The sequence below is a fragment of the Lysinibacillus sphaericus genome, assembly GCF_015844675.1.
Lineage (GTDB): Bacteria > Bacillota > Bacilli > Bacillales_A > Planococcaceae > Lysinibacillus > Lysinibacillus sphaericus_E.
This window is the reverse complement of the sequence record NZ_LDGC01000002.1, coordinates 137,564-155,975: the sequence shown is the minus strand read 5'-3', so window position 1 is coordinate 155,975 and position 18,412 is coordinate 137,564. Positions and strand designations below refer to the sequence as shown.

The window sequence follows — 18,412 nt, the reverse complement described above, 5'->3', positions numbered from 1 at the left end:
TTCAGGACTGCGATACTACTGGTAATTGTACTTCTACATCAGGTAGTACAAAATCGGTTAAGCCGTCCTGCTCATCAGGTGGCTTTGGCAACACAATAGCCCCATCACGATCCCTTGGCTTAAGCTGATAAAATCGGACATCTTCTACGACTACTTCTGTTATATAAACCTTTGTGCTGTTTTCATTTAAAAATGATCTCGATTGAATACGACCATTTGCCCCAATTAATGAGCCTTTTCCGCAATATTTGACGATATGCTCTGCCAGCCTTCCCCAAACTGAACAAAGAATAAAGTCAGCATCCACTTCCCCACGACTGTTTTTGTAATTGCGATTAATGGCTAGTGAAAAATGGGTTTGCACGCGATTTTCAGATAAGTGTCGTAACACTGGATCCTTAGTTAACCTTCCGACCAGTCCGACTTGGTTCATTGATTCACCTCCTTCGCTGTTGATTGCTCTCATCATACAAAAATTAATTCAGCATTGGCAAAAGTCGATTTTTATCATTTCCTTCAGTTTTCAATCATAAATTGGGTAAATTAAGGGTTTTACTTTTCAAGTTTCAAATGATTTTTCAAGCTGAATGCTTTTCCCTGTAGTTGCAAATGCTAATTGTTGAAATATGCAATTTCGCAGTTTTATTGAATGCGCAAAAAACTGCATGGATCCCTTCCATAAACAGGGCTAATTGAATATGTTATACTAAAAAGGATGACCGACTTAGGAGGATATTACATAATGAAAACGTTTAAAATGCTTTCCTTTGACCTTGTCACAAAAGAGGGCATGCAACCTTTCCCTTTAGTCGATGGTATTATTATTAACCAGGAAAATAGCCATCAATCTTGGATTCTTGAACTGTTTATGGACCGGCAATATCGTTCAACTTTTGATGAACTTTTAGCGAATGCTACTGTCTTTAATGTACGTGCAGTTATTTCATTTCCAGATAATGAGCCTGCTCCTTTCCAGGTTGCCGTACATACAGTTCAAGAAATTGGCGAACACGTCTCTGTCCTATTAAAAGGGAAGCTCAAGATAAAACGCTCGAAATATGCCGAACAATTGCTTGCCGAGTTGCTAGCTGAGGGTGTTACTTTAGATAAGTTATTGGACCGCTTCTCACACGATATGAAAGAACGACCAAAACTAAAAAATGATTGAACTTCATTTAACGATGCAAACATTTGCATCGTTATTTTTTATTGGACAGGTATAAATTTTAAGGTACAATACGATGTAAAAATTAGAGGAGGTAACTATACTTGACTATTGCAATTAGGAAAAAGCCCGTAAAATTACTGTGGCTTGAGGCTTTAAAGCGGCGGTTGTTCGATGAGGACCCTGATTTTGATTATTATAATGAGCAATTTCGACGATTTGATGCCGGTTTTGCTGGTGAAAGAAGAGTTGACCGTGAATGGCTTGAATTAATATGTCCCCATACTTTTTTAGTATTACATAATTTAATTTTGATGAATTCTGCACAGCATTCGCATCAACTTGATACACTTTTTATTTGCCGTAATTTTTTGCTAGTGATTGAAATAAAAAATATTAACGGACGTCTTGATTTTGACGATACTACTCATCAATGTATTCGAACAAAGCCAGATGGTACTGTTGAAGGATTTCCAAATGCTCTTACTCAGACCCAACGACATATGCATTTTCTTAAAGTTATTTGCCAAAACTATTCTCTCCCTATTGAGGGCGCAGTTGTTATTTCTAACCCCTCCGCTATTATTGCAAGTCATCCAAACACAATCCCTATTTTCCATGTTTCAGGACTTCAAAAACACCTTCATTCCCTGTTTCAAAAATATACACAAACTATTTTAAGCGAAGAACAACTAACGCAAATTGCTCAACAACTTCTCAGTCGACATCAGCCATCGAAAATTCCGGCATCTCTTGATTCTTCACGATTCCGCCAAGGCGTGCTTTGCCCAAAATGCCAATACAAATCCCAAATGCATTTTGCTCGTGGGATTTGGAAATGTTCATACTGCCACTATGCAAGCGAAGAAATTTTTGCTGAAGCCTTACAAGATTATCGATACTTAGTTAGACCGACCATTACCAACAAACAGTTACGTGAATTTTTCAATATTCATTCCCGTGATGCTGCCAATCGTTTACTTAGAAAATTTCAATTTGCCTATACAGGTTCTTATAAAAATCGCGTTTACCAATTACCTGAGAATTTAGTGGACTATATGAAGCCGTTTTTCAGTTCTTCTTGAGGGGGTGGAGATTGGCTTCGTGGGTGGTTTCTTACCTTTTGCTGGTATTTACTCCTTTCGCGGGTATTTGCTTCTCTTCCGCGGGTATTTTCCTTCCGCAGTATTCGCGTCCCTTCCTTGGATATTCGCTTCTCTTCCGCGGGTATTCCTCCTTCCGCGAGTATTCACCCCTCTTCCGCGGGTATTCACTCCTTCCGCGGATATTCCTCCTTCCGCGGGTATTCGCTTTCCTTCCGCGGGTATTCTCTTCTCTTCCGCGGGTATTCACTCCTCTTCCGCGAGTATTCACTTCCTTCCGCGGGTATTTTCCTTCCGCGGGTATTTGCTTCCCTTCCGCGAGTATTCGCTTCCCTTCCGCGGGTATTCGCTTCTCTTCCGCGAGTATTCACTCCTCTTCCGCGGGTATTCACTCCTTCCGCGGGTATCCGCTTCCCTTCCGCGAGTATTCACCCCTCTTCCGCGGGTATTCACTACCCTTCCACACACCCCTCAATAAAAAAAAGAGTGTTCCATTTGATTGGAAACACTCCTTTTCAAATTATCGCGTAACTTTCTCTTCAACGATCTTTTCTTTAACTTCACCAGTAGTATGTGTTCCTGGTGTCGTTGTTGTTCCTGGTGTTACAGTTCCAGGTGTTGTAGTTCCTGGTGTTGTAGTTCCTGGTACTGTCGTTGTACCTGGTGTTGTAGCTTCTGGAAGAGTAGTGTTACGGTTAACGTCATTAACGTTACGGTCGTAAACGTCATTTCGTCGATTCGGATTTACAGTGTCTTCTACTCTGTCAACACCACGACGAACGTCTTCTTTAACGTTCTCCGCTGGTCTTGTTTCTACAGCTCTATTTCCCCAGTTACAACCTCCAAGGAATAATGCAGCAAGAATAATTGCCAAAAATGACATTCTCCACATATGAAAAAACCTCCTTCCTCCGATGCTATGTCATCAAATACAATGTGTGTATTTGTGATCCTACATAGATTGCCCGGGAAAGGAGGGAACTATCCGATTTTTTTACAAACTATTTTTGTTTTTCTTTTAACAATTGTTCAATGTATGCTGCTTCTGCTTTACAGTTGTAGCTATAATTTGTACCTAGCTCTTTTTGCAAGGCCTCAATTGTTTCAATTTGTTTAGCTGTTGGTTCTTCATTTAAAATTTTTGCAATTACTTCGTCGATTTTCTGCGCCATCTCTTCATGGAATTCAGTATTCATCAAAACATCTGCTGGGATTTTTTCGATCCATGCGGCATTTTCTTGAAAATAAGTTTGCCAGCTAGCAATGAAGTCTTCCATAGAAAAACGCTCCTCTTTCCAATCAATACTTGCTAAGTATGATTCGAAAGATGTTGAAATAGAACGCGTAATGCTAATTTTAACACCTGAAGACAATTCCTTATACATCTATATAATCCTCCTACGTTTTAAAAACAAAACTACATGTATTATTCACAATCACATATAGCGCCATTGCATTTTTATAAAATACCGTGATTTCTATAACTGTACTCACTATAGTAAACTATTAAAAGACAATTTTCGATATAATTATTTTAAATCTTTTATCCTATAATTGCAAATTACACCTGTTTTGGTTGTGCAGGTCCAATAGCGAATAGAATATCCACTTCACATACTAGTTCCCCATCAACTGTCGCCACACCGTGACCTTTACCCATAACTCCACGTAGTTTCACGAACTCTACTTCTAATCGAAGTTGATCTCCCGGTACTACTTGTCGCTTGAAACGACAGTTATCAATACCCGTCAAGAAAGCTAGACGACCTTTGAATTCCTCTGCGTTTAATAATGCTACGCCACCAACTTGTGCTAGTGCCTCTACAATTAAAACCCCAGGCATTACTGGATAGCCAGGGAAATGCCCATTAAAAAAGTCCTCGTTCATAGAGACATTTTTTAAACCGACTGCACGCTTACCTTCTTCTAATTCAACGATACGATCAACGAATAAAAAAGGATAACGATGTGGTAAAATTGCTTGAATTTGTTCTGCTGTTAACATTTCTTTTCCCCCTTGAATGCTTAATATTAATTTCGCCTTGGCGTAATTGCCGCTGTCGCTTTGCTTTCGCTACAGATAAACAAAGTGTCCGGATTTTGAATGGTGCCTACAAAAAATTCTGTGACATCCACCGGAGACTATAATCTTCATTCAATAAATGTTATAAACCATTACATAAATAATTATGTAAAACAAAGTATGGTAAAGAATATTATTATTCTTTACCATTCATAATATCAAATATATGTTGCCATGTTTCTGGTTTGAAAACGTCCATGGCTTTACCTTGTCCAATTACACTATAGCCAATTATTGTACCTAAAATTGCGGCAACAACAACTAAGATGATAATAAGTACAACGCGTAGCCAAATCGGAATCAGCCGTATTTGCACCCATCGAACCTCTCGTTGCTCTCCATTTGAGCCGTGTTCCTTCTCTTCTGGTGGCGTATCGGTTTCTTTTGTTTGCATAGAACCTCGACTTGAATCGTTTGTCATAAATTGTACTCCTCTTCATTCCTTACTAAACAGTAATTATGGATTTACTATCGAATACCATTAATGAGCCCAAGCATTTGATCTGCTAAAGTGACAGCTCTTGCATTGAATTGATAAGAACGCTGTGTTTGAATTAAATCCGTCATTTCCTTTGAAAGATTTACATTCGACATTTCTAGCACACCGTTCTGCATACCAATTTGCTGACGATTTGCACCTTGTAAATTAGTGACAACTTCAGCTTGCGTATATCCTAACTGAGCTAGGTTATTCGGCAATCCAACATAGGATCCAGAAATGTCCTCCATAAGCTGTGGCTTTTGGAACTCTGTCACCCCTACATTTGTACGAATAAAATCTCCATTTGGATATGATGCCTCTAATACGCCCCCATCACGAATCGCGAAACTTTTTACATTATCCGGTAATGTAATAGCTTGTCCGTTTTCGTTTGCCAATGGATATCCATCTGCAGTTACAACCATTACTGTTCCATTATTTAATGGTGATAAATAAAAGTCACCTTGACGAGTATACACTGTTTTTGTGCCATTTTCACCATCTGGCATTAAAATATTGAAATATTGTTTTGGTTTTGTAAAAGCTAAATCAAGATCTCGACTTGTTGTTTGTAAAGAACCTTGTTTTTGATTAGATTGGATTTGCCCAAGCATTGCACCTGAACCGTAACGGATACCAACAGGTGATTGTCGATCAGCACGATCTTGCTTGTCATTGTTAAACTGCTGATAAAGCAATTCATTAAATGTAGCTTCTTTTGATTTATAGCCCTGTGTATCGCTATTGGCAATGTTATTACTAATTGTATCTAGTCTATTTTGTAATTGCCCCATTGTGTTTGTTGCAGTCATCATTGTACGTAGCATGTTCAAACGCCTCCTGTTCGCCTATTAAACTTTCCCGATTTCATTAGCAGCTTTTTCCATGCTGCGATCATAAGCTTGTAGCACTTTTTGGTTAGCCTCGAAAGCGCGATATGCTGTCATTAAATCGGTCATTGTGCGACTAGAATCAACGTTTGAGCCCTCTAGATAATTTTGACGCAGTGTAAAGGATACGCCATTGGCACCGTAAGCTGTCGGTAGGTTCTCACCGTTTTCTGTTCGAATTAAACCATTATCCTGTTTACGTAGCATGTTCGGATTCGTTGCATATGATACGCCAACACGAGCTACTTGCTGATCATTAACGTAAATTGCTCCGTTCTCATCTAGGCGGAAATCATCATTCGGTAGCTGAATGCGTTGGCCTCTATCTGATAACACATACAGTCCTTGTGGATTTACTAAATAGCCTTGACCATCTAATGTGAAATTCCCGTTGCGTGTATATGCTTCTCCGCCTTCTGGATGTGCTAAACGGAAGAAAATAGATCCGGAAGTTCCATCTTCATTTTGCGGTAAGTTTCCATCAATCAAAGCCATATCTGTCGTGAAATCAGTGCTATAAATTTGGCCTTGTATGTAATTTGGCAATGTTTCTTGCATATAAATCCCTGTATTTAATGCGCCAACTTGGCTCATATATTGAGAACCTGCTTGTTGATTAGCAGGTGCATTCGTCTTTCCTACACTTGACATGAGCATGTCAGGAAATGACCGAATTGTTGATTGGTCTGCTTTAAATCCTGGTGTATTCGCATTTGATAAATTATTAGTTAGTAATTCTGTTCGTCTTTGTTGTGCAATCATACCAGTTGCAACTGTATAAAACCCTTTAAACAAAGGACTCACCTCATTATCTTTTTATAAGGATGCGGGAACTCGATCAATATTTTCAAGCATAATTCCTGTCCCAATTGCTACACAATCCATAGGTTGTTCAGCAATGAACACAGGTACCTTTAATTCTTCGATTAATAGTTGGTCCATACCGTGTAGTAAAGCACCACCGCCAGTAATAATGACCCCACGATCAATAATATCAGCTGATAACTCTGGTGGCGTTTTTTCTAAAACATTTTTTGCAGATTGAACAATCATAGCTACCGATTCATGTAAGGCACGTTCAATCTCTTCAGAATGAATTGTTATTGTACGTGGTAAACCTGTTACCATGTCTCGACCACGAATATCCATTGAATCGTTTCGGCTACCTTTAAAGACTGTACCGATTGTAATTTTAATGGCTTCTGCAGTACGTTCACCAATTAGTAATTTGTATTCTTTTTTAATATATTGCAAAATATCATTATCAAAAATGTCTCCGGCTACCTTAATGGACTCACTCGTTACAATATCACCCATTGATAAGACTGCAACGTCTGTTGTTCCGCCGCCAATATCAACTACCATATTGCCGCTAGGTTGGAATATATCCATGCCTGCACCAATAGCAGCCACTTTTGGTTCTTCTTCTAAGTATACTTTTTTTCCACCTGATTTTTCTGCGGCTTCACGGATAGCCTTTTGCTCAACACTAGTAATGTTCGTTGGACAGCAAATTAAAATACGTGGCTTAGCTAAAAATCCTTTTACATTTAACTTATTGATGAAATGTCTTAGCATGGCTTCTGTAACGTCAAAATCCGCAATGACCCCATCTCGTAGTGGGCGAATTGCAGTAATGTTACCAGGCGTACGTCCTACCATTTGGCGAGCCTCTTCCCCCACAGCTAATACTTTATTTGTTTTTTTATCAATCGCCACAACAGATGGTTCATTTAAGACGATTCCTTTACCTTTAACGTGTATTAATACGTTCGCAGTTCCTAAGTCAATGCCAATATCTTTCGAAAACATTATATAATTTCTCCTTCCCGCCATTTCCAACTACAAAAAACGTTCATTTTTATCTGTTTATCTAGAATATTCTATCACAACCTATTGGTAATTTCACCTAATTTTAGTGAATAGAACTCCATTCCTTTCAATTATATGAACACTTCATGAAAAGAAGAAATTGCTTAAACAATTTTTTCATGCTCCATCATCAAATAGTTTGAAATAGCATTTTTTAACACACATTATGTGAATAGGTTGATTGAAGTGGAGGATGGGCGACTCCTCGGGGATTAGGGGTGTAGGAACGAAGGCTAAAAGCATCGCAACCTGTGATAACGCCTTCGTGACCAACATCGTACTGTTGCTTTCGCACAAACAAAACCAAAACCCTATGCTGCCGCTACGTTACACTCACGCTTTCGCGCAAAAGACATCTGTTGGCCCGAGACCCTGCAGCGAAGCGGATGGTTTCTGTGCGAAAGCGTAGTGCTAACGTAGCGGCAGCAACAAAGCAGCTCATCGGATGCCCCCAGGAAGCTTTGCTCTGTGCGAAAGCGTAGCAACAACAACAAAGCGCCCATCCGGAACGGAAATCAACCCCACATTATTGTGAGTAGTCTTTTATGAGGAAATATGTATCTTGCTTGTCCTTTGAATTTTAAAAAAGAACGAATCACTCATGACTCGCTCTTTCTTTCCACTTGTTTTTCGTTGCCTCTCCTCCGCGAATATGACGTACGGCCTTATGGTAGGCGAGTATTTCCTTTACTTGCTCAGCTAATCCTTCATGAATTGTTGGCAGTCGCTCTGTTAAATCTTTATGCACCGTACTTTTTGAATAACCTGTCATTTTCGCGAGGACACGCACAGTCTCACGCGTCTCAATCAATAATTCACCGAGGCGTATACAGCGCTTCCGAATGTGCTCGTGCACGTTCTTCGTCCTTTCCACACAAATTCACAAATGGCGTTGGCATCAGATGCACGTCTGCGCATTTCTTCACATTATGTGAGGACAAAGCTGTTCAGAACACATTTTACATTTTCACGATAAAATACTGATTTTTTATGCACTTTTTAGTATTCGTTTCTCACATAGAAAATGTTTATTTTCATTGTTTAGGAGAAAACAAAATGGCCTATTATCAATTATACTTCGGCATAATTGATAATAGGCACGTTGTTGGGCATAAGTTCCTCTATTTCAGCAACCGCTGAAATAGGTTAAAAGCCTAGTAATTTTTTCGGATTAATATATTTTCCGTTTTCAAGTACTTCAAAATGCAAGTGAATGCCAGCTGCTTGGTTCCACTCATTGTCAGTCGCTTTTCCTAGTGCTTGACCTTGTGTTACCTCATCGCCTTCTTTGACAGCAATGTCTTTTACAGAGCTATAATGTGTTTCCTTACCATTTGCGTGCTCGATCACAATTTTATTGCCTGTAAATGCGTCAAGCTTTACTTGTTTTACTTTACCGCTTAAAGCAGCAAGTACTTCGAATTCTTCACCATTCATAGAAAGAGAAATACCGGAAGATGTCGTAAATGTTTGATTAAATACCATTAGTGCTTTTTCACGTGACTCAGCATTTGCCTCTACATCATAAAACTCTTGTGAAACTTGAATTTTATTAAGATTTGCTTCCTTGAACGGGTACTTCATATTTTCTGTTCGTGCATTGGTTTCAACTACAGGACCTGAATCTACTTCTGCTACTTCTGGTAATGGAGCCTCTTCTACTTTTGATACAAGACTATTGTAACCAAGTAGTAAACCTGCTAGCATTAGAGCTCCACCAGCGTAAACAGCTGGCCAAAACCATGGTTTCTTCTGTAATTGAACTTTTTCATCTTGATTTTGAGAAGTTTTACTATTTTTATCCTCTCTCATTTTCATCACCTCTAGTTGCAGTGTGAACAACTAGAAGTTATTTTAAACATGCATCTATCTTTTTTATCTCAATATCTTGATAATAGTAGTGTAAAATTTCGGCAGCAGTTTTCCCATCACTTGCCATAGCATCTGCTCCATATTGACTCATCCCTACTCCATGCCCGTATCCTTTCGTGCTCACCAGTACTTTTCCAGCAGTGGAATTATATGAGATTTTAAAGTCTGTTGATGCTATTCCCAAAAGTGTTCGAACCTCTCGCCCTGACCATATATTCTTCCCTAACTGCATGCGCTCAACACGTCCTGAATCATTTAAAAAGAACTGTACACGGTTGAAATCATTTGCCTGCCATTTAACAGGCCACAACGCATTCCACTCAGCCAATGTCCATTCTTTTATCGCTGCAAACTTTGGTGATGATTGATCCGTATTACTCGCGACGCTTTGTAAATACGGTACATCATTGCCACTAAAACCGTAAGCACTTTCTGTTTTCCCATTACTAGTAGAATGAAACATTGCCGTAATTAATTCATTATTATATAGAAGAACTTGTCCTTTCGTTTCGTTAATAGCCTCGACAATTTTCTTTTCATTCCCCGGGAAATTGCTAGTCCAATTCTCTTTTCTTTGTTCCTTATTGTAAAAAACTTGTCTAGCAACAGTAGGAGCGATAGCTATTTTACCGTAATTTGTCGATTTCAACGCGTAAGTTCTTGCAGCAATAGCCTGTGCCTTTAAAGCTTCTTTTTTAAATGAAACAGGCATTTCTGCAGCTACCACACCAGTCACATACGTTTCTAAAGGGATTTTCTCCGGTTGTCCCTCCACTTCTATGAAGATTTCACAAGCTTGTTCTGTTGTTGCAGGCGCATCCTCAACCGTACGTCTCTCACCAAATGCCACAGGAAGCATATATAATGCTCCAGTCAAACAAATTATGCCTATACTCATTATCCATTTTTTCATAAGGAATAATATGCTGAAACTTTTCAAAATATACGATTGAGGGCTCTCTTAAAAATCTCTAATCACCATAACGTGAAGTTGATTTCCGTTCCGGCTGGGCGCGTTCGATGTGCCGCTTCGCTGCAGGGTCTCGGGCCAACCTGATGTTGGTCACGAAGGCGTGATCACAGTACGTGATGCTTTTAGCCTTCGTTCCTCTATTGCTAATCCCCAAGGAGTCGCCCAGTCGGAACGAAGATCAACTAATTGCATGGCATCCGTTTAAAAAGTGCTAGATAGGAACCTACATCCTCTTAAATCGTGGAAATACACTTCTTTCCGCAGATACATTGTCATTGATGAGACAGTTTTAGTCCTCTTTCCATTTAATGATTACTAAAAAATCTTCCTATTGCTGCTTCACTATCGCCAGCGTGGATTAAACTATAAAGAAAAAACCCTTTGCGCTTAAGCAAAGGGTTTGGAAATCTATTTAGTTTGTTGGTAATTTTACAGTTGTTTTTTCTTCAACGATAACATCCTCTACTGGTACACGTTCAATCTGTGCGCCAAGTAAAGCCAATTTGCCGTGGAAATCAACATAACCACGATCTAAGTGATGAAGTTTTGTAACTCTAGTCACACCTTCAGATACAAGACCTGCTAAAATTAGTGCAGCCGCAGCTCGTAAATCAGTCGCCATTACTTCAGCACCCTGAAGATCTATTGGCCCTTCGATAAACACAGAACGTCCTTCTATTTTAGCACTAGCATTCATGCGACGGAACTCCTCAACATGCATAAAACGATTTTCAAAAACCGTTTCCGTAATAATACTCGTACCTTCAGCAGTTAACATTAAGGCCATCATTTGAGATTGCATATCTGTCGGGAAGCCTGGATGTGGCATAGTTTTAATATCAACAGCTTTTAATGGTTTAGGAGCGCGTACGCGGATTCCTTCCTCTAGCTCAGTGATCTCTACACCCATTTCACGCATCTTTGCAATTAATGCTGTCATATGCTCTGGAACTGCATTTTCAATCGTTACATCACCTTTTGTAATTGCTGCTGCAACCATAAATGTGCCAGCTTCAATACGGTCAGGAATAATATGATGCTCTGTTCCATATAATGTATCGACTCCTTCGATACGAATTGTATTCGTACCTGCTCCGATAACACGACCACCCATATTATTAATAAAGTTTGCAAGATCTACAATTTCAGGCTCTTTTGCTGCATTTTCAATTACAGTCGTTCCTTGCGCTAACGCTGCAGCTGTCATGATATTTTCTGTTGCCCCAACGCTAGGGAAGTCCAAATACACATTTGCGCCTTTTAAACGTCCATCTGCCTTTGCCTCTACAAAACCATGACCAAACGAGATTTTTGCCCCCATAGCCTCAAAGCCCTTTAAATGTAACTCAATTGGACGGGAACCGATAGCACAGCCCCCAGGTAATGCAACACGAGCATAGCCATTTCGAGCAAGTAAAGAACCCATCACTAAAATCGATGCACGCATTTTACTTACATATTCAAATTGAGCTTCACTAGAAAGTTCTTTTGTTGTGTCGATATATACTGTATTATCCTCAGGTATATATGTAACAGCCGCATTTAGACTTTTTAGTACTTCATTTATAGTAAAGACGTCTGCTAAGTTAGGGACTTCCTTAATTACATTTTCTCCTTTAGAAGCAAGTAAAGCTGCTGCTAGGATTGGTAACACCGCATTTTTTGCGCCCTCTACGCGTACTTTCCCCTGTAGCTGTTGGCCGCCAGTCACTATTATTTTTTCCACCCTATGTCCCTCCGAATTCAATCTATTAACCTATCAAAATTTTATTTTAAAAAGAAGTATAATGTCATAATCAGTAAACAAACAACTCTATAGTACAACTTTTCTTACGCTCGTTCAAGCGTCCAAATCACTATTTTACGTCATTTTTTAATATTTTGCTATTTATTTATTGTACGCATGATTTTTTTTTTTGTGAATGACCAATAACATGGAAGATAAGCGTAAATTTTTAATATATACCCAAAGATTTGTGAACAAAAACTGAAATCTCACAAATTTCTTTTATTACATATTTCAAAGGACCACATAAATTATGTTATAAAGCCCTGTGAAATATGTAGATTCAACATCTAACATATAGAAAGTATTAAGGGGCTCTTAAAATAAATACGGAAGCTTCCCAGACCAATTTGAAAATTGGAGAAAGAAATTTGAAACGGCAGATCCTATTGCCACACTTAATAAAATATAAATTAATTGGACTTGAAACACTTTATTCTTCTTAAATAGCTTTTCTAACATAAACGCTTGTAGCGCATAAAAGGTAATACCAATAAAAAATATGTGCGATAAAATACCTATTAAAGCTTCCTGCCCTACTGCCCTATATAATTCCATATTGCTCCTCCATATTCCTTCCTCTACCCACTGAGGAATAATGTTAAAAAACGGACAGATGTTGAATCTGCCCGTTAAAATTTGAATTAGATATTACCCTCATGAACGTTGATACGATTCAACGCACGTTTTAATGCTAGGTCAGCACGTTTGAAATCAATGTTATCTTGTTTATCTTGAAGACGTCCTTCAGCACGTTTAACGGCTTCTTTAGCACGTTTAACATCGATGCTTTCAGCAATTTCAGCAGAAGGTGCTAAAATTGAGATTTTTTCAGGGCGAACTTCAATGAAACCACCGCTTAAAGCTACAAGTTCAGTTGAACCGTCTTCTTTTTTAAGCTTCACTGCACCAATTGCAAGTGGAGCGACCATAGGAATATGGCCTGCAAGAACACCGATTTCTCCTGATGTTGTCTTTGCGATTACCATTGATACTTCAGAATCGTATACTGGGCCGTCGGGAGTGACAATATTGACTTGAACTGTCTTCATATTTTTTCCTCCTCGTCCCTAGTATTAAACCTCTACGCCCATGCTTTTCGCTTTTTCAACTACTTCATCAATAGAACCAACTAGACGGAAAGCATCTTCTGGTAGGTGATCCCATTTGCCATCAAGGATTTCCTTGAATGAGCGAACAGTTTCTTTAACAGGTACATAAGAACCTTTTTGACCAGTAAATTGTTCCGCAACGTGGAAGTTTTGAGATAAGAAGAATTGAATACGACGAGCACGTTCTACTGTTTGTTTATCTTCATCAGATAATTCATCCATACCTAAGATAGCAATGATATCTTGTAATTCACGGTAACGTTGGATTGTACGTTGTACACCAGTAGCAATAGCGTAGTGCTCAGCGCCCACGATTTCAGGTGATAAAGCACGAGAAGTCGAAGCTAATGGGTCAACCGCAGGGTAGATACCCATTTCTGATAATTTACGCTCAAGGTTAGTAGTTGCATCTAAATGGGCGAAAGTTGTAGCTGGAGCCGGGTCAGTATAGTCATCGGCTGGTACATAAATCGCTTGGATAGAAGTTACAGAACCTTTGTTAGTAGATGTGATACGCTCTTGTAATTTACCCATTTCAGTTGCAAGTGTTGGTTGGTAACCTACCGCAGAAGGCATACGACCTAATAGGGCAGAAACCTCAGAACCTGCTTGTGTGAAACGGAAGATATTGTCGATGAATAAAAGTACGTCAGCACCTTGCTCATCACGGAAGTATTCTGCCATTGTAAGACCAGTTAAAGCTACACGCATACGTGCGCCTGGTGGCTCGTTCATTTGACCGAATACCATCGCTGTTTGCTTGATAACGCCTGAATCGCTCATCTCGAAGAATAAGTCGTTCCCTTCACGAGTACGCTCACCTACACCAGCGAATACAGAGATACCTGAGTGCTCTTGTGCGATGTTGTTGATTAATTCTTGGATTAATACTGTTTTACCTACACCGGCACCACCGAATAGACCGATTTTACCACCTTTGATATATGGTGCTAATAAGTCTACTACTTTGATACCTGTTTCAAGAATTTCAACTGTAGTTGAAAGTTCATCGAAAGCTGGTGCTTCGCGGTGAATTGAATCACGACGAACGTCAGCTGGAATCTCTTCACCTAAGTCGATTACTTCTCCTAGTACGTTGAATACACGTCCTAGAGTAACTTCACCAACTGGTACTGAGATAGCTTTTCCTGAGTCTGTTACTTCTGCTCCACGTTGTAAGCCATCAGTAGATGACATTGCAATTGTACGAACAGAATCATCACCTAAATGAAGAGCAACTTCTAATGCAAGAATTGTTGGTTCTTCATTAGGACGTTCAATCTTAACTGTTAATGAGTTATAGATTGCTGGTAATTGGCCGTTGTTAAATTTTACGTCAACAACTGGACCCATTACTTGAATAACATGTCCTTTATTCATTACTGTGTACCCTCCTATCGTATTCTTATACGACATTGGGAAGCTGGGCCTATTCTAAGGCTGCAGCTCCACCAACGATTTCTGTAATTTCTTGTGTAATAGCTGCTTGACGTGCACGGTTATATTGCAATGAAAGGTCTGAAATAAGATCAGATGCATTATCAGTTGCATTTTTCATAGCAGTCATACGAGAAGCATGTTCACTTGCTTTTCCATCTAATAATGCGCCGTAAACTAAGCTTTCCGCGTATTGTGGAAGTAATACTTCTAGAATTGCTTCACCAGATGGTTCAAATTCGTAAGAAGCATTACTGCTAGCAGGTGCAAGATCCGTTAATGGAAGAAGTTTTTTCTCTGTCACTTCGTTAGCAATTGCGCTGACAAAGTGATTGTAGTACATATAAAGTTCATCATACGTACCATCAGTGAACATACCAACAGCTTTACGAGCGATTTCTTTAATATCAGCAAATGTTGGTTGGTCCGGAAGACCGACAACATCGCTGATGACATTATGATCACGTTTCACAAAGTAATCACGAACAACACGACCTACCGCTAAAATAACGTATTCGTCTTTTGATTTATGACGCTCGTCAATTGTACGTTGTACTTGACGTAGGATACTTGAGTTGTAAGCACCTGCAAGACCACGGTCAGAACCAATGACTAAGTAAGCTGTTTTCTTAACAGGACGAGCAGTTAACATTGGATGTCCACTGTCTTTTGTCCCTGAAGCAATTGCGCCTACTACATCCTGGATTTTTTCCATGTAAGGAACGTACGCTTTAGCGTTTTGCTCTGCACGACGTAACTTTGAAGAAGAAACCATCTGCATCGCTTTCGTAATTTGTTTCGTACTCTTTGTAGAATTAATACGACCTTTTATTTCGCGTAAGTTTACCACTGGTATTTCACCACCTTTTGTTTTTTAATCAAGTGACTATCTCGAACTTATTCTGATTTAGCGAAAGTCTTTTTGAACTCAGTTAAAGCTGCTACGTAATCCGCATCAGGAGCAAGTTCTTTTGTAGTACGAACGTGATCTAAAACGTTTGTGTGGTTTGTATCTAACCAGCTTAAGAATTCACCTTCAAAGCGAACGATATCTTGTACTGGAATATCATCTAAGTGACCTTTAGTTAATGCATAAAGGATAGCAACTTGTTTTTCAACTTTAAGTGGTTTGTTTAGGTCTTGTTTAAGAACTTCAACCGTACGTTTACCACGCTCAAGTTTAGCAAGTGTGATTTTATCTAAATCTGAACCGAATTGAGCAAATGATTCAAGTTCACGGAATGCAGCTAAGTCAAGACGTAGTGTACCCGCAACTTTTTTCATCGCTTTAATTTGAGCAGATCCACCTACACGTGATACAGAAAGACCGGCGTTAATCGCTGGACGTACACCTGAGTTGAATAAGTCAGATTGTAAGAAAATTTGTCCATCAGTAATTGAGATTACGTTAGTTGGGATGTATGCAGAGATATCCCCAGCTTGTGTCTCAACAAATGGAAGAGCTGTAATAGAACCATTTTGATATGTTTCATTTAACTTCGCAGCACGTTCAAGTAAGCGGCTGTGTAAGTAGAAAACATCACCAGGGTATGCTTCACGACCTGGAGGACGGCGTAGAAGAAGTGAAAGTTCACGGTAAGCTGATGCTTGTTTAGAAAGATCATCATACACGATTAATACGTGCTTACCTTGTAACATGAATTCTTCTGCCATAGAAACACCAGCAAATGGTGCTAAGTAAAGTAATGGAGCTGGTTGAGAAGCAGCAGCAGTTACAACGATTGTATAATCTAATGCGCCGTGCTTACGTAACGTTTCAACTACACCACGTACAGTTGATTCTTTTTGACCGATAGCAACGTAGATACAAATCATATTTTCGCCATCTTGGTTTAAGATTGTATCGATTGCTACAGATGTTTTACCTACTTGACGGTCACCGATGATTAGCTCACGTTGACCACGACCGATTGGTACTAAAGCGTCAATCGCTTTGATACCAGTTTGTAGTGGTTCGTGTACTGATTTACGAGCCATTACACCGAAAGCTGGGCTTTCGATTGGACGAGATTTTGTTGTGTTGATTGGACCTTGTCCATCCACTGGTTGACCAAGTGGGTTTACAACACGGCCAATTAGTTCTTCACCAACTGGTACTTCCATGATACGACCTGTACGACGAACTTCATCGCCTTCTTTGATGTCTGTGTATGGACCTAAGATTACGATACCAACGTTACCTTCTTCTAGGTTTTGAGCCATACCCATAACACCGTTAGAGAACTCTAAAAGCTCTCCAGCCATGGCGTTGTCGAGGCCATGAGCAAGTGCGATACCGTCACCAATACGGATAACTGTACCAACTTCGCTTACTTTAAGTTCAGATTCATAATTCTCAATCTGTTGTTTAATCAGACTGCTGATTTCTTCAGCCTTGATGCCCATGTATGTCACCTCTCACATTTCTAAATTATTAACCGATTAATTCACGTTTTAGGCGCTCTAGCTTGTTCGCTACTGAGCTATCATAAATATGATTACCGATTTGAACACGAATACCACCAAGAAGTGATGGATCAATTTCGTTTGTAATGTTTAATGTTTGTTTCCCTACAAGTTTCGCAAATGTTGTAGAAATATTAGCGCTTTCTTCAGCAGAAAGTGCACGAGTAGAGAATACTGTTGCATCTGCAGAACCTTGTGCCTGTGCAGCAAGCTCAGCATATGCGTTCGCAATAAGCTTCACATCGTTTACACGTTTTTTCTCAACAAGTAGTTGAACTGTGTGTAAAACCTCTGGCGTTGCACTTGCAAAGATTTCAGCTACCATTTGTTTCTTACGTTCGATAGAGAACTTAGGAGCATTTAAAAGTGTTAAAAAATCAGGAGATTCTTTGACTACTTTTGTTAGCTCGTTTAAGTCTGCTCCAACTTCAGCAAGAATGTTTTTTTGTTGCGCTAATTCAAAAAGCGCTTGTGCGTAACGTTTTGCTACAGTTGAATTACTCATCGAGCTTCCCCTGCCTTCGCAATCGTCTCTTCAATTAGAGCACGGTTGTCTGCCTCAGAAATCTCTTTGCTAAGGACTTTAGATGCTGCAAGTACAGATAATGAAACGACTTCATCACGTACAGCTGCAATAGCTTTTTCTTTTTCAGACTCAATTTCACGTAAAGCCGATTCTTTTAAGCGGTTTGCTTCATTGCGAGCTGCAGTAAGAATTTCTTCTTTTTGCATTTCGCCTTGCTTCTTAGCGCCCTCAACAATCGATTGTGCTTCCGTACGAGCTTCTTTAAGAAGGCTCTTTTGTTCTTCTAAATATTGGTGAGAATCTTTGCGAGCTTTTTCAGCTGCTTCGATTTCACTAGCTACTAATTCTTCACGTTGTTGCATGATGCCCATAAGTGGACCCCAAGCGAACTTTTTAAGTAAAAACATTAATGCTAAGAAAATGATTAATGTTGCTGCGATGTCACCACCGTTGAAACCGGCACTAGCGCTGCCTAGTACAAGATTATCTAAAAACACGATTGTTTCACTCCCTTCAAGAGCTTTGACTTCAACATAATAAATTAATTAATTACTTGAAAAACTACCTATTTTAAAAAGCTATATTTACACATAGCTTTTATCAGTTCCAAAATGAAGGGCGAAGTTTCATCTAGAGATTTCTGCTT

General features: G+C 39.4%; 21 protein-coding genes. 2 read left to right on the top strand and 19 right to left on the bottom strand.

Features of this window, described 5'->3' with window-relative positions:
* Position 1: 1 nt before the first annotated feature.
* Positions 2-433, bottom strand: a complete 432-nt coding sequence (locus ABE34_RS00730) for a single-stranded DNA-binding protein (RefSeq protein ID WP_197139701.1) — start codon at positions 431-433, stop codon at positions 2-4.
* Between the two features lie 309 nt (positions 434-742).
* Here ABE34_RS00730 and ABE34_RS00725 point away from each other — a divergent pair, with 309 nt between their 5' ends.
* The gene (locus tag ABE34_RS00725; RefSeq protein ID WP_197139699.1) at positions 743-1,168 is read left to right on the top strand and encodes a YwpF family protein; all 426 of its coding nucleotides are present in this window, start codon (positions 743-745) and stop codon (positions 1,166-1,168) included.
* 101 nt (positions 1,169-1,269) lie between these two features.
* Positions 1,270-2,250 (top strand): nuclease-related domain-containing protein, encoded by a 981-nt coding sequence (locus ABE34_RS00720; RefSeq protein ID WP_197139697.1) that lies wholly within the window; start codon positions 1,270-1,272, stop codon positions 2,248-2,250.
* A 538-nt stretch (positions 2,251-2,788) separates the two neighbouring features.
* Here ABE34_RS00720 and ABE34_RS24865 read toward each other — a convergent pair.
* The 18 genes from ABE34_RS24865 to atpF all read right to left on the bottom strand — a co-directional run bounded on the left by ABE34_RS24865 (position 2,789) and on the right by atpF (position 18,263).
* The gene (locus ABE34_RS24865; RefSeq protein WP_241747127.1) at positions 2,789-3,160 is read right to left on the bottom strand and encodes a hypothetical protein; all 372 of its coding nucleotides are present in this window, start codon (positions 3,158-3,160) and stop codon (positions 2,789-2,791) included.
* Between the two features lie 109 nt (positions 3,161-3,269).
* Positions 3,270-3,653, bottom strand: coding sequence for a hypothetical protein (locus ABE34_RS00710; RefSeq protein WP_079559426.1), 384 nt, complete (start codon positions 3,651-3,653; stop codon positions 3,270-3,272).
* A 176-nt stretch (positions 3,654-3,829) separates the two neighbouring features.
* Entirely contained in the window at positions 3,830-4,273 is a 444-nt protein-coding gene (gene fabZ / locus ABE34_RS00705) for a 3-hydroxyacyl-ACP dehydratase FabZ (RefSeq protein ID WP_197139695.1), read from the bottom strand.
* Positions 4,274-4,487: 214 nt separating this feature from the next.
* On the bottom strand, positions 4,488-4,772 hold the full coding sequence (locus tag ABE34_RS00700) for a DNA-directed RNA polymerase subunit beta (RefSeq protein WP_197139693.1): 285 nt from the start codon (positions 4,770-4,772) through the stop codon (positions 4,488-4,490).
* A gap of 47 nt (positions 4,773-4,819) precedes the next feature.
* On the bottom strand, positions 4,820-5,659 hold the full coding sequence (locus tag ABE34_RS00695; protein WP_197139692.1) for a flagellar hook-basal body protein: 840 nt from the start codon (positions 5,657-5,659) through the stop codon (positions 4,820-4,822).
* 24 nt (positions 5,660-5,683) lie between these two features.
* Positions 5,684-6,517, bottom strand: coding sequence for a flagellar hook-basal body protein (locus ABE34_RS00690; RefSeq protein ID WP_197139691.1), 834 nt, complete (start codon positions 6,515-6,517; stop codon positions 5,684-5,686).
* Between the two features lie 21 nt (positions 6,518-6,538).
* Positions 6,539-7,534 carry a rod shape-determining protein gene (locus tag ABE34_RS00685; RefSeq protein WP_079559421.1) on the bottom strand — a complete coding sequence of 332 codons (996 nt, stop codon included), beginning with the start codon at positions 7,532-7,534 and terminating at the stop codon, positions 6,539-6,541.
* A gap of 655 nt (positions 7,535-8,189) precedes the next feature.
* Complete coding sequence (locus tag ABE34_RS00680; RefSeq protein ID WP_079559420.1) at positions 8,190-8,450, bottom strand: sporulation transcriptional regulator SpoIIID; 261 nt, start codon at positions 8,448-8,450, stop codon at positions 8,190-8,192.
* Positions 8,451-8,740: 290 nt separating this feature from the next.
* A complete protein-coding gene (locus tag ABE34_RS00675) occupies positions 8,741-9,406 on the bottom strand; it encodes a M23 family metallopeptidase (protein ID WP_079559419.1) in 666 nt (221 codons plus the stop codon).
* Positions 9,407-9,443: 37 nt separating this feature from the next.
* Positions 9,444-10,379 (bottom strand): stage II sporulation protein D, encoded by a 936-nt coding sequence (gene spoIID / locus ABE34_RS00670; RefSeq protein WP_197139690.1) that lies wholly within the window; start codon positions 10,377-10,379, stop codon positions 9,444-9,446.
* Between the two features lie 472 nt (positions 10,380-10,851).
* Complete coding sequence (murA, locus tag ABE34_RS00665) at positions 10,852-12,165, bottom strand: UDP-N-acetylglucosamine 1-carboxyvinyltransferase (RefSeq protein ID WP_197139689.1); 1,314 nt, start codon at positions 12,163-12,165, stop codon at positions 10,852-10,854.
* A 378-nt stretch (positions 12,166-12,543) separates the two neighbouring features.
* Positions 12,544-12,783 carry a DUF1146 family protein gene (locus tag ABE34_RS00660; RefSeq protein WP_197139688.1) on the bottom strand — a complete coding sequence of 80 codons (240 nt, stop codon included), beginning with the start codon at positions 12,781-12,783 and terminating at the stop codon, positions 12,544-12,546.
* A gap of 86 nt (positions 12,784-12,869) precedes the next feature.
* Positions 12,870-13,277, bottom strand: coding sequence for a F0F1 ATP synthase subunit epsilon (locus ABE34_RS00655; RefSeq protein WP_079559415.1), 408 nt, complete (start codon positions 13,275-13,277; stop codon positions 12,870-12,872).
* Positions 13,278-13,301: 24 nt separating this feature from the next.
* Positions 13,302-14,717, bottom strand: coding sequence for a F0F1 ATP synthase subunit beta (gene atpD, locus ABE34_RS00650; protein ID WP_197139687.1), 1,416 nt, complete (start codon positions 14,715-14,717; stop codon positions 13,302-13,304).
* Between the two features lie 49 nt (positions 14,718-14,766).
* On the bottom strand, positions 14,767-15,624 hold the full coding sequence (gene atpG / locus ABE34_RS00645; RefSeq protein WP_079559413.1) for an ATP synthase F1 subunit gamma: 858 nt from the start codon (positions 15,622-15,624) through the stop codon (positions 14,767-14,769).
* Positions 15,625-15,671: 47 nt separating this feature from the next.
* Positions 15,672-17,180, bottom strand: coding sequence for a F0F1 ATP synthase subunit alpha (atpA, locus tag ABE34_RS00640; protein WP_054611263.1), 1,509 nt, complete (start codon positions 17,178-17,180; stop codon positions 15,672-15,674).
* A gap of 28 nt (positions 17,181-17,208) precedes the next feature.
* Entirely contained in the window at positions 17,209-17,745 is a 537-nt protein-coding gene (locus tag ABE34_RS00635) for a F0F1 ATP synthase subunit delta (protein ID WP_197139686.1), read from the bottom strand.
* The gene (gene atpF, locus ABE34_RS00630; protein WP_197139685.1) at positions 17,742-18,263 is read right to left on the bottom strand and encodes a F0F1 ATP synthase subunit B; all 522 of its coding nucleotides are present in this window, start codon (positions 18,261-18,263) and stop codon (positions 17,742-17,744) included. Before atpF ends, ABE34_RS00635 begins: the two co-directional genes overlap by 4 nt.
* Positions 18,264-18,412: the final 149 nt, after the last annotated feature.

Bases quoted from the DNA above. Each gene is read 5' to 3' on its own strand.
- ABE34_RS00730 (WP_197139701.1), bottom strand. From the start codon at position 433: ATGAACCAAGTCGGACTGGTCGGAAGGTTAACTAAGGATCCAGTGTTA.
- ABE34_RS24865 (WP_241747127.1), bottom strand. From the start codon at position 3,160: ATGTGGAGAATGTCATTTTTGGCAATTATTCTTGCTGCATTATTCCTT.
- atpA (WP_054611263.1), bottom strand. From the start codon at position 17,180: ATGGGCATCAAGGCTGAAGAAATCAGCAGTCTGATTAAACAACAGATT.
- fabZ (WP_197139695.1), bottom strand. From the start codon at position 4,273: ATGTTAACAGCAGAACAAATTCAAGCAATTTTACCACATCGTTATCCT.
- ABE34_RS00725 (WP_197139699.1), top strand. From the start codon at position 743: ATGAAAACGTTTAAAATGCTTTCCTTTGACCTTGTCACAAAAGAGGGC.
- atpD (WP_197139687.1), bottom strand. From the start codon at position 14,717: ATGAATAAAGGACATGTTATTCAAGTAATGGGTCCAGTTGTTGACGTA.
- ABE34_RS00695 (WP_197139692.1), bottom strand. From the start codon at position 5,659: ATGCTACGTACAATGATGACTGCAACAAACACAATGGGGCAATTACAA.
- ABE34_RS00700 (WP_197139693.1), bottom strand. From the start codon at position 4,772: ATGACAAACGATTCAAGTCGAGGTTCTATGCAAACAAAAGAAACCGAT.
- ABE34_RS00660 (WP_197139688.1), bottom strand. From the start codon at position 12,783: ATGGAATTATATAGGGCAGTAGGGCAGGAAGCTTTAATAGGTATTTTA.
- ABE34_RS00710 (WP_079559426.1), bottom strand. From the start codon at position 3,653: ATGTATAAGGAATTGTCTTCAGGTGTTAAAATTAGCATTACGCGTTCT.
- ABE34_RS00675 (WP_079559419.1), bottom strand. From the start codon at position 9,406: ATGAGAGAGGATAAAAATAGTAAAACTTCTCAAAATCAAGATGAAAAA.
- ABE34_RS00635 (WP_197139686.1), bottom strand. From the start codon at position 17,745: ATGAGTAATTCAACTGTAGCAAAACGTTACGCACAAGCGCTTTTTGAA.
- ABE34_RS00685 (WP_079559421.1), bottom strand. From the start codon at position 7,534: ATGTTTTCGAAAGATATTGGCATTGACTTAGGAACTGCGAACGTATTA.
- ABE34_RS00655 (WP_079559415.1), bottom strand. From the start codon at position 13,277: ATGAAGACAGTTCAAGTCAATATTGTCACTCCCGACGGCCCAGTATAC.
- spoIID (WP_197139690.1), bottom strand. From the start codon at position 10,379: ATGAAAAAATGGATAATGAGTATAGGCATAATTTGTTTGACTGGAGCA.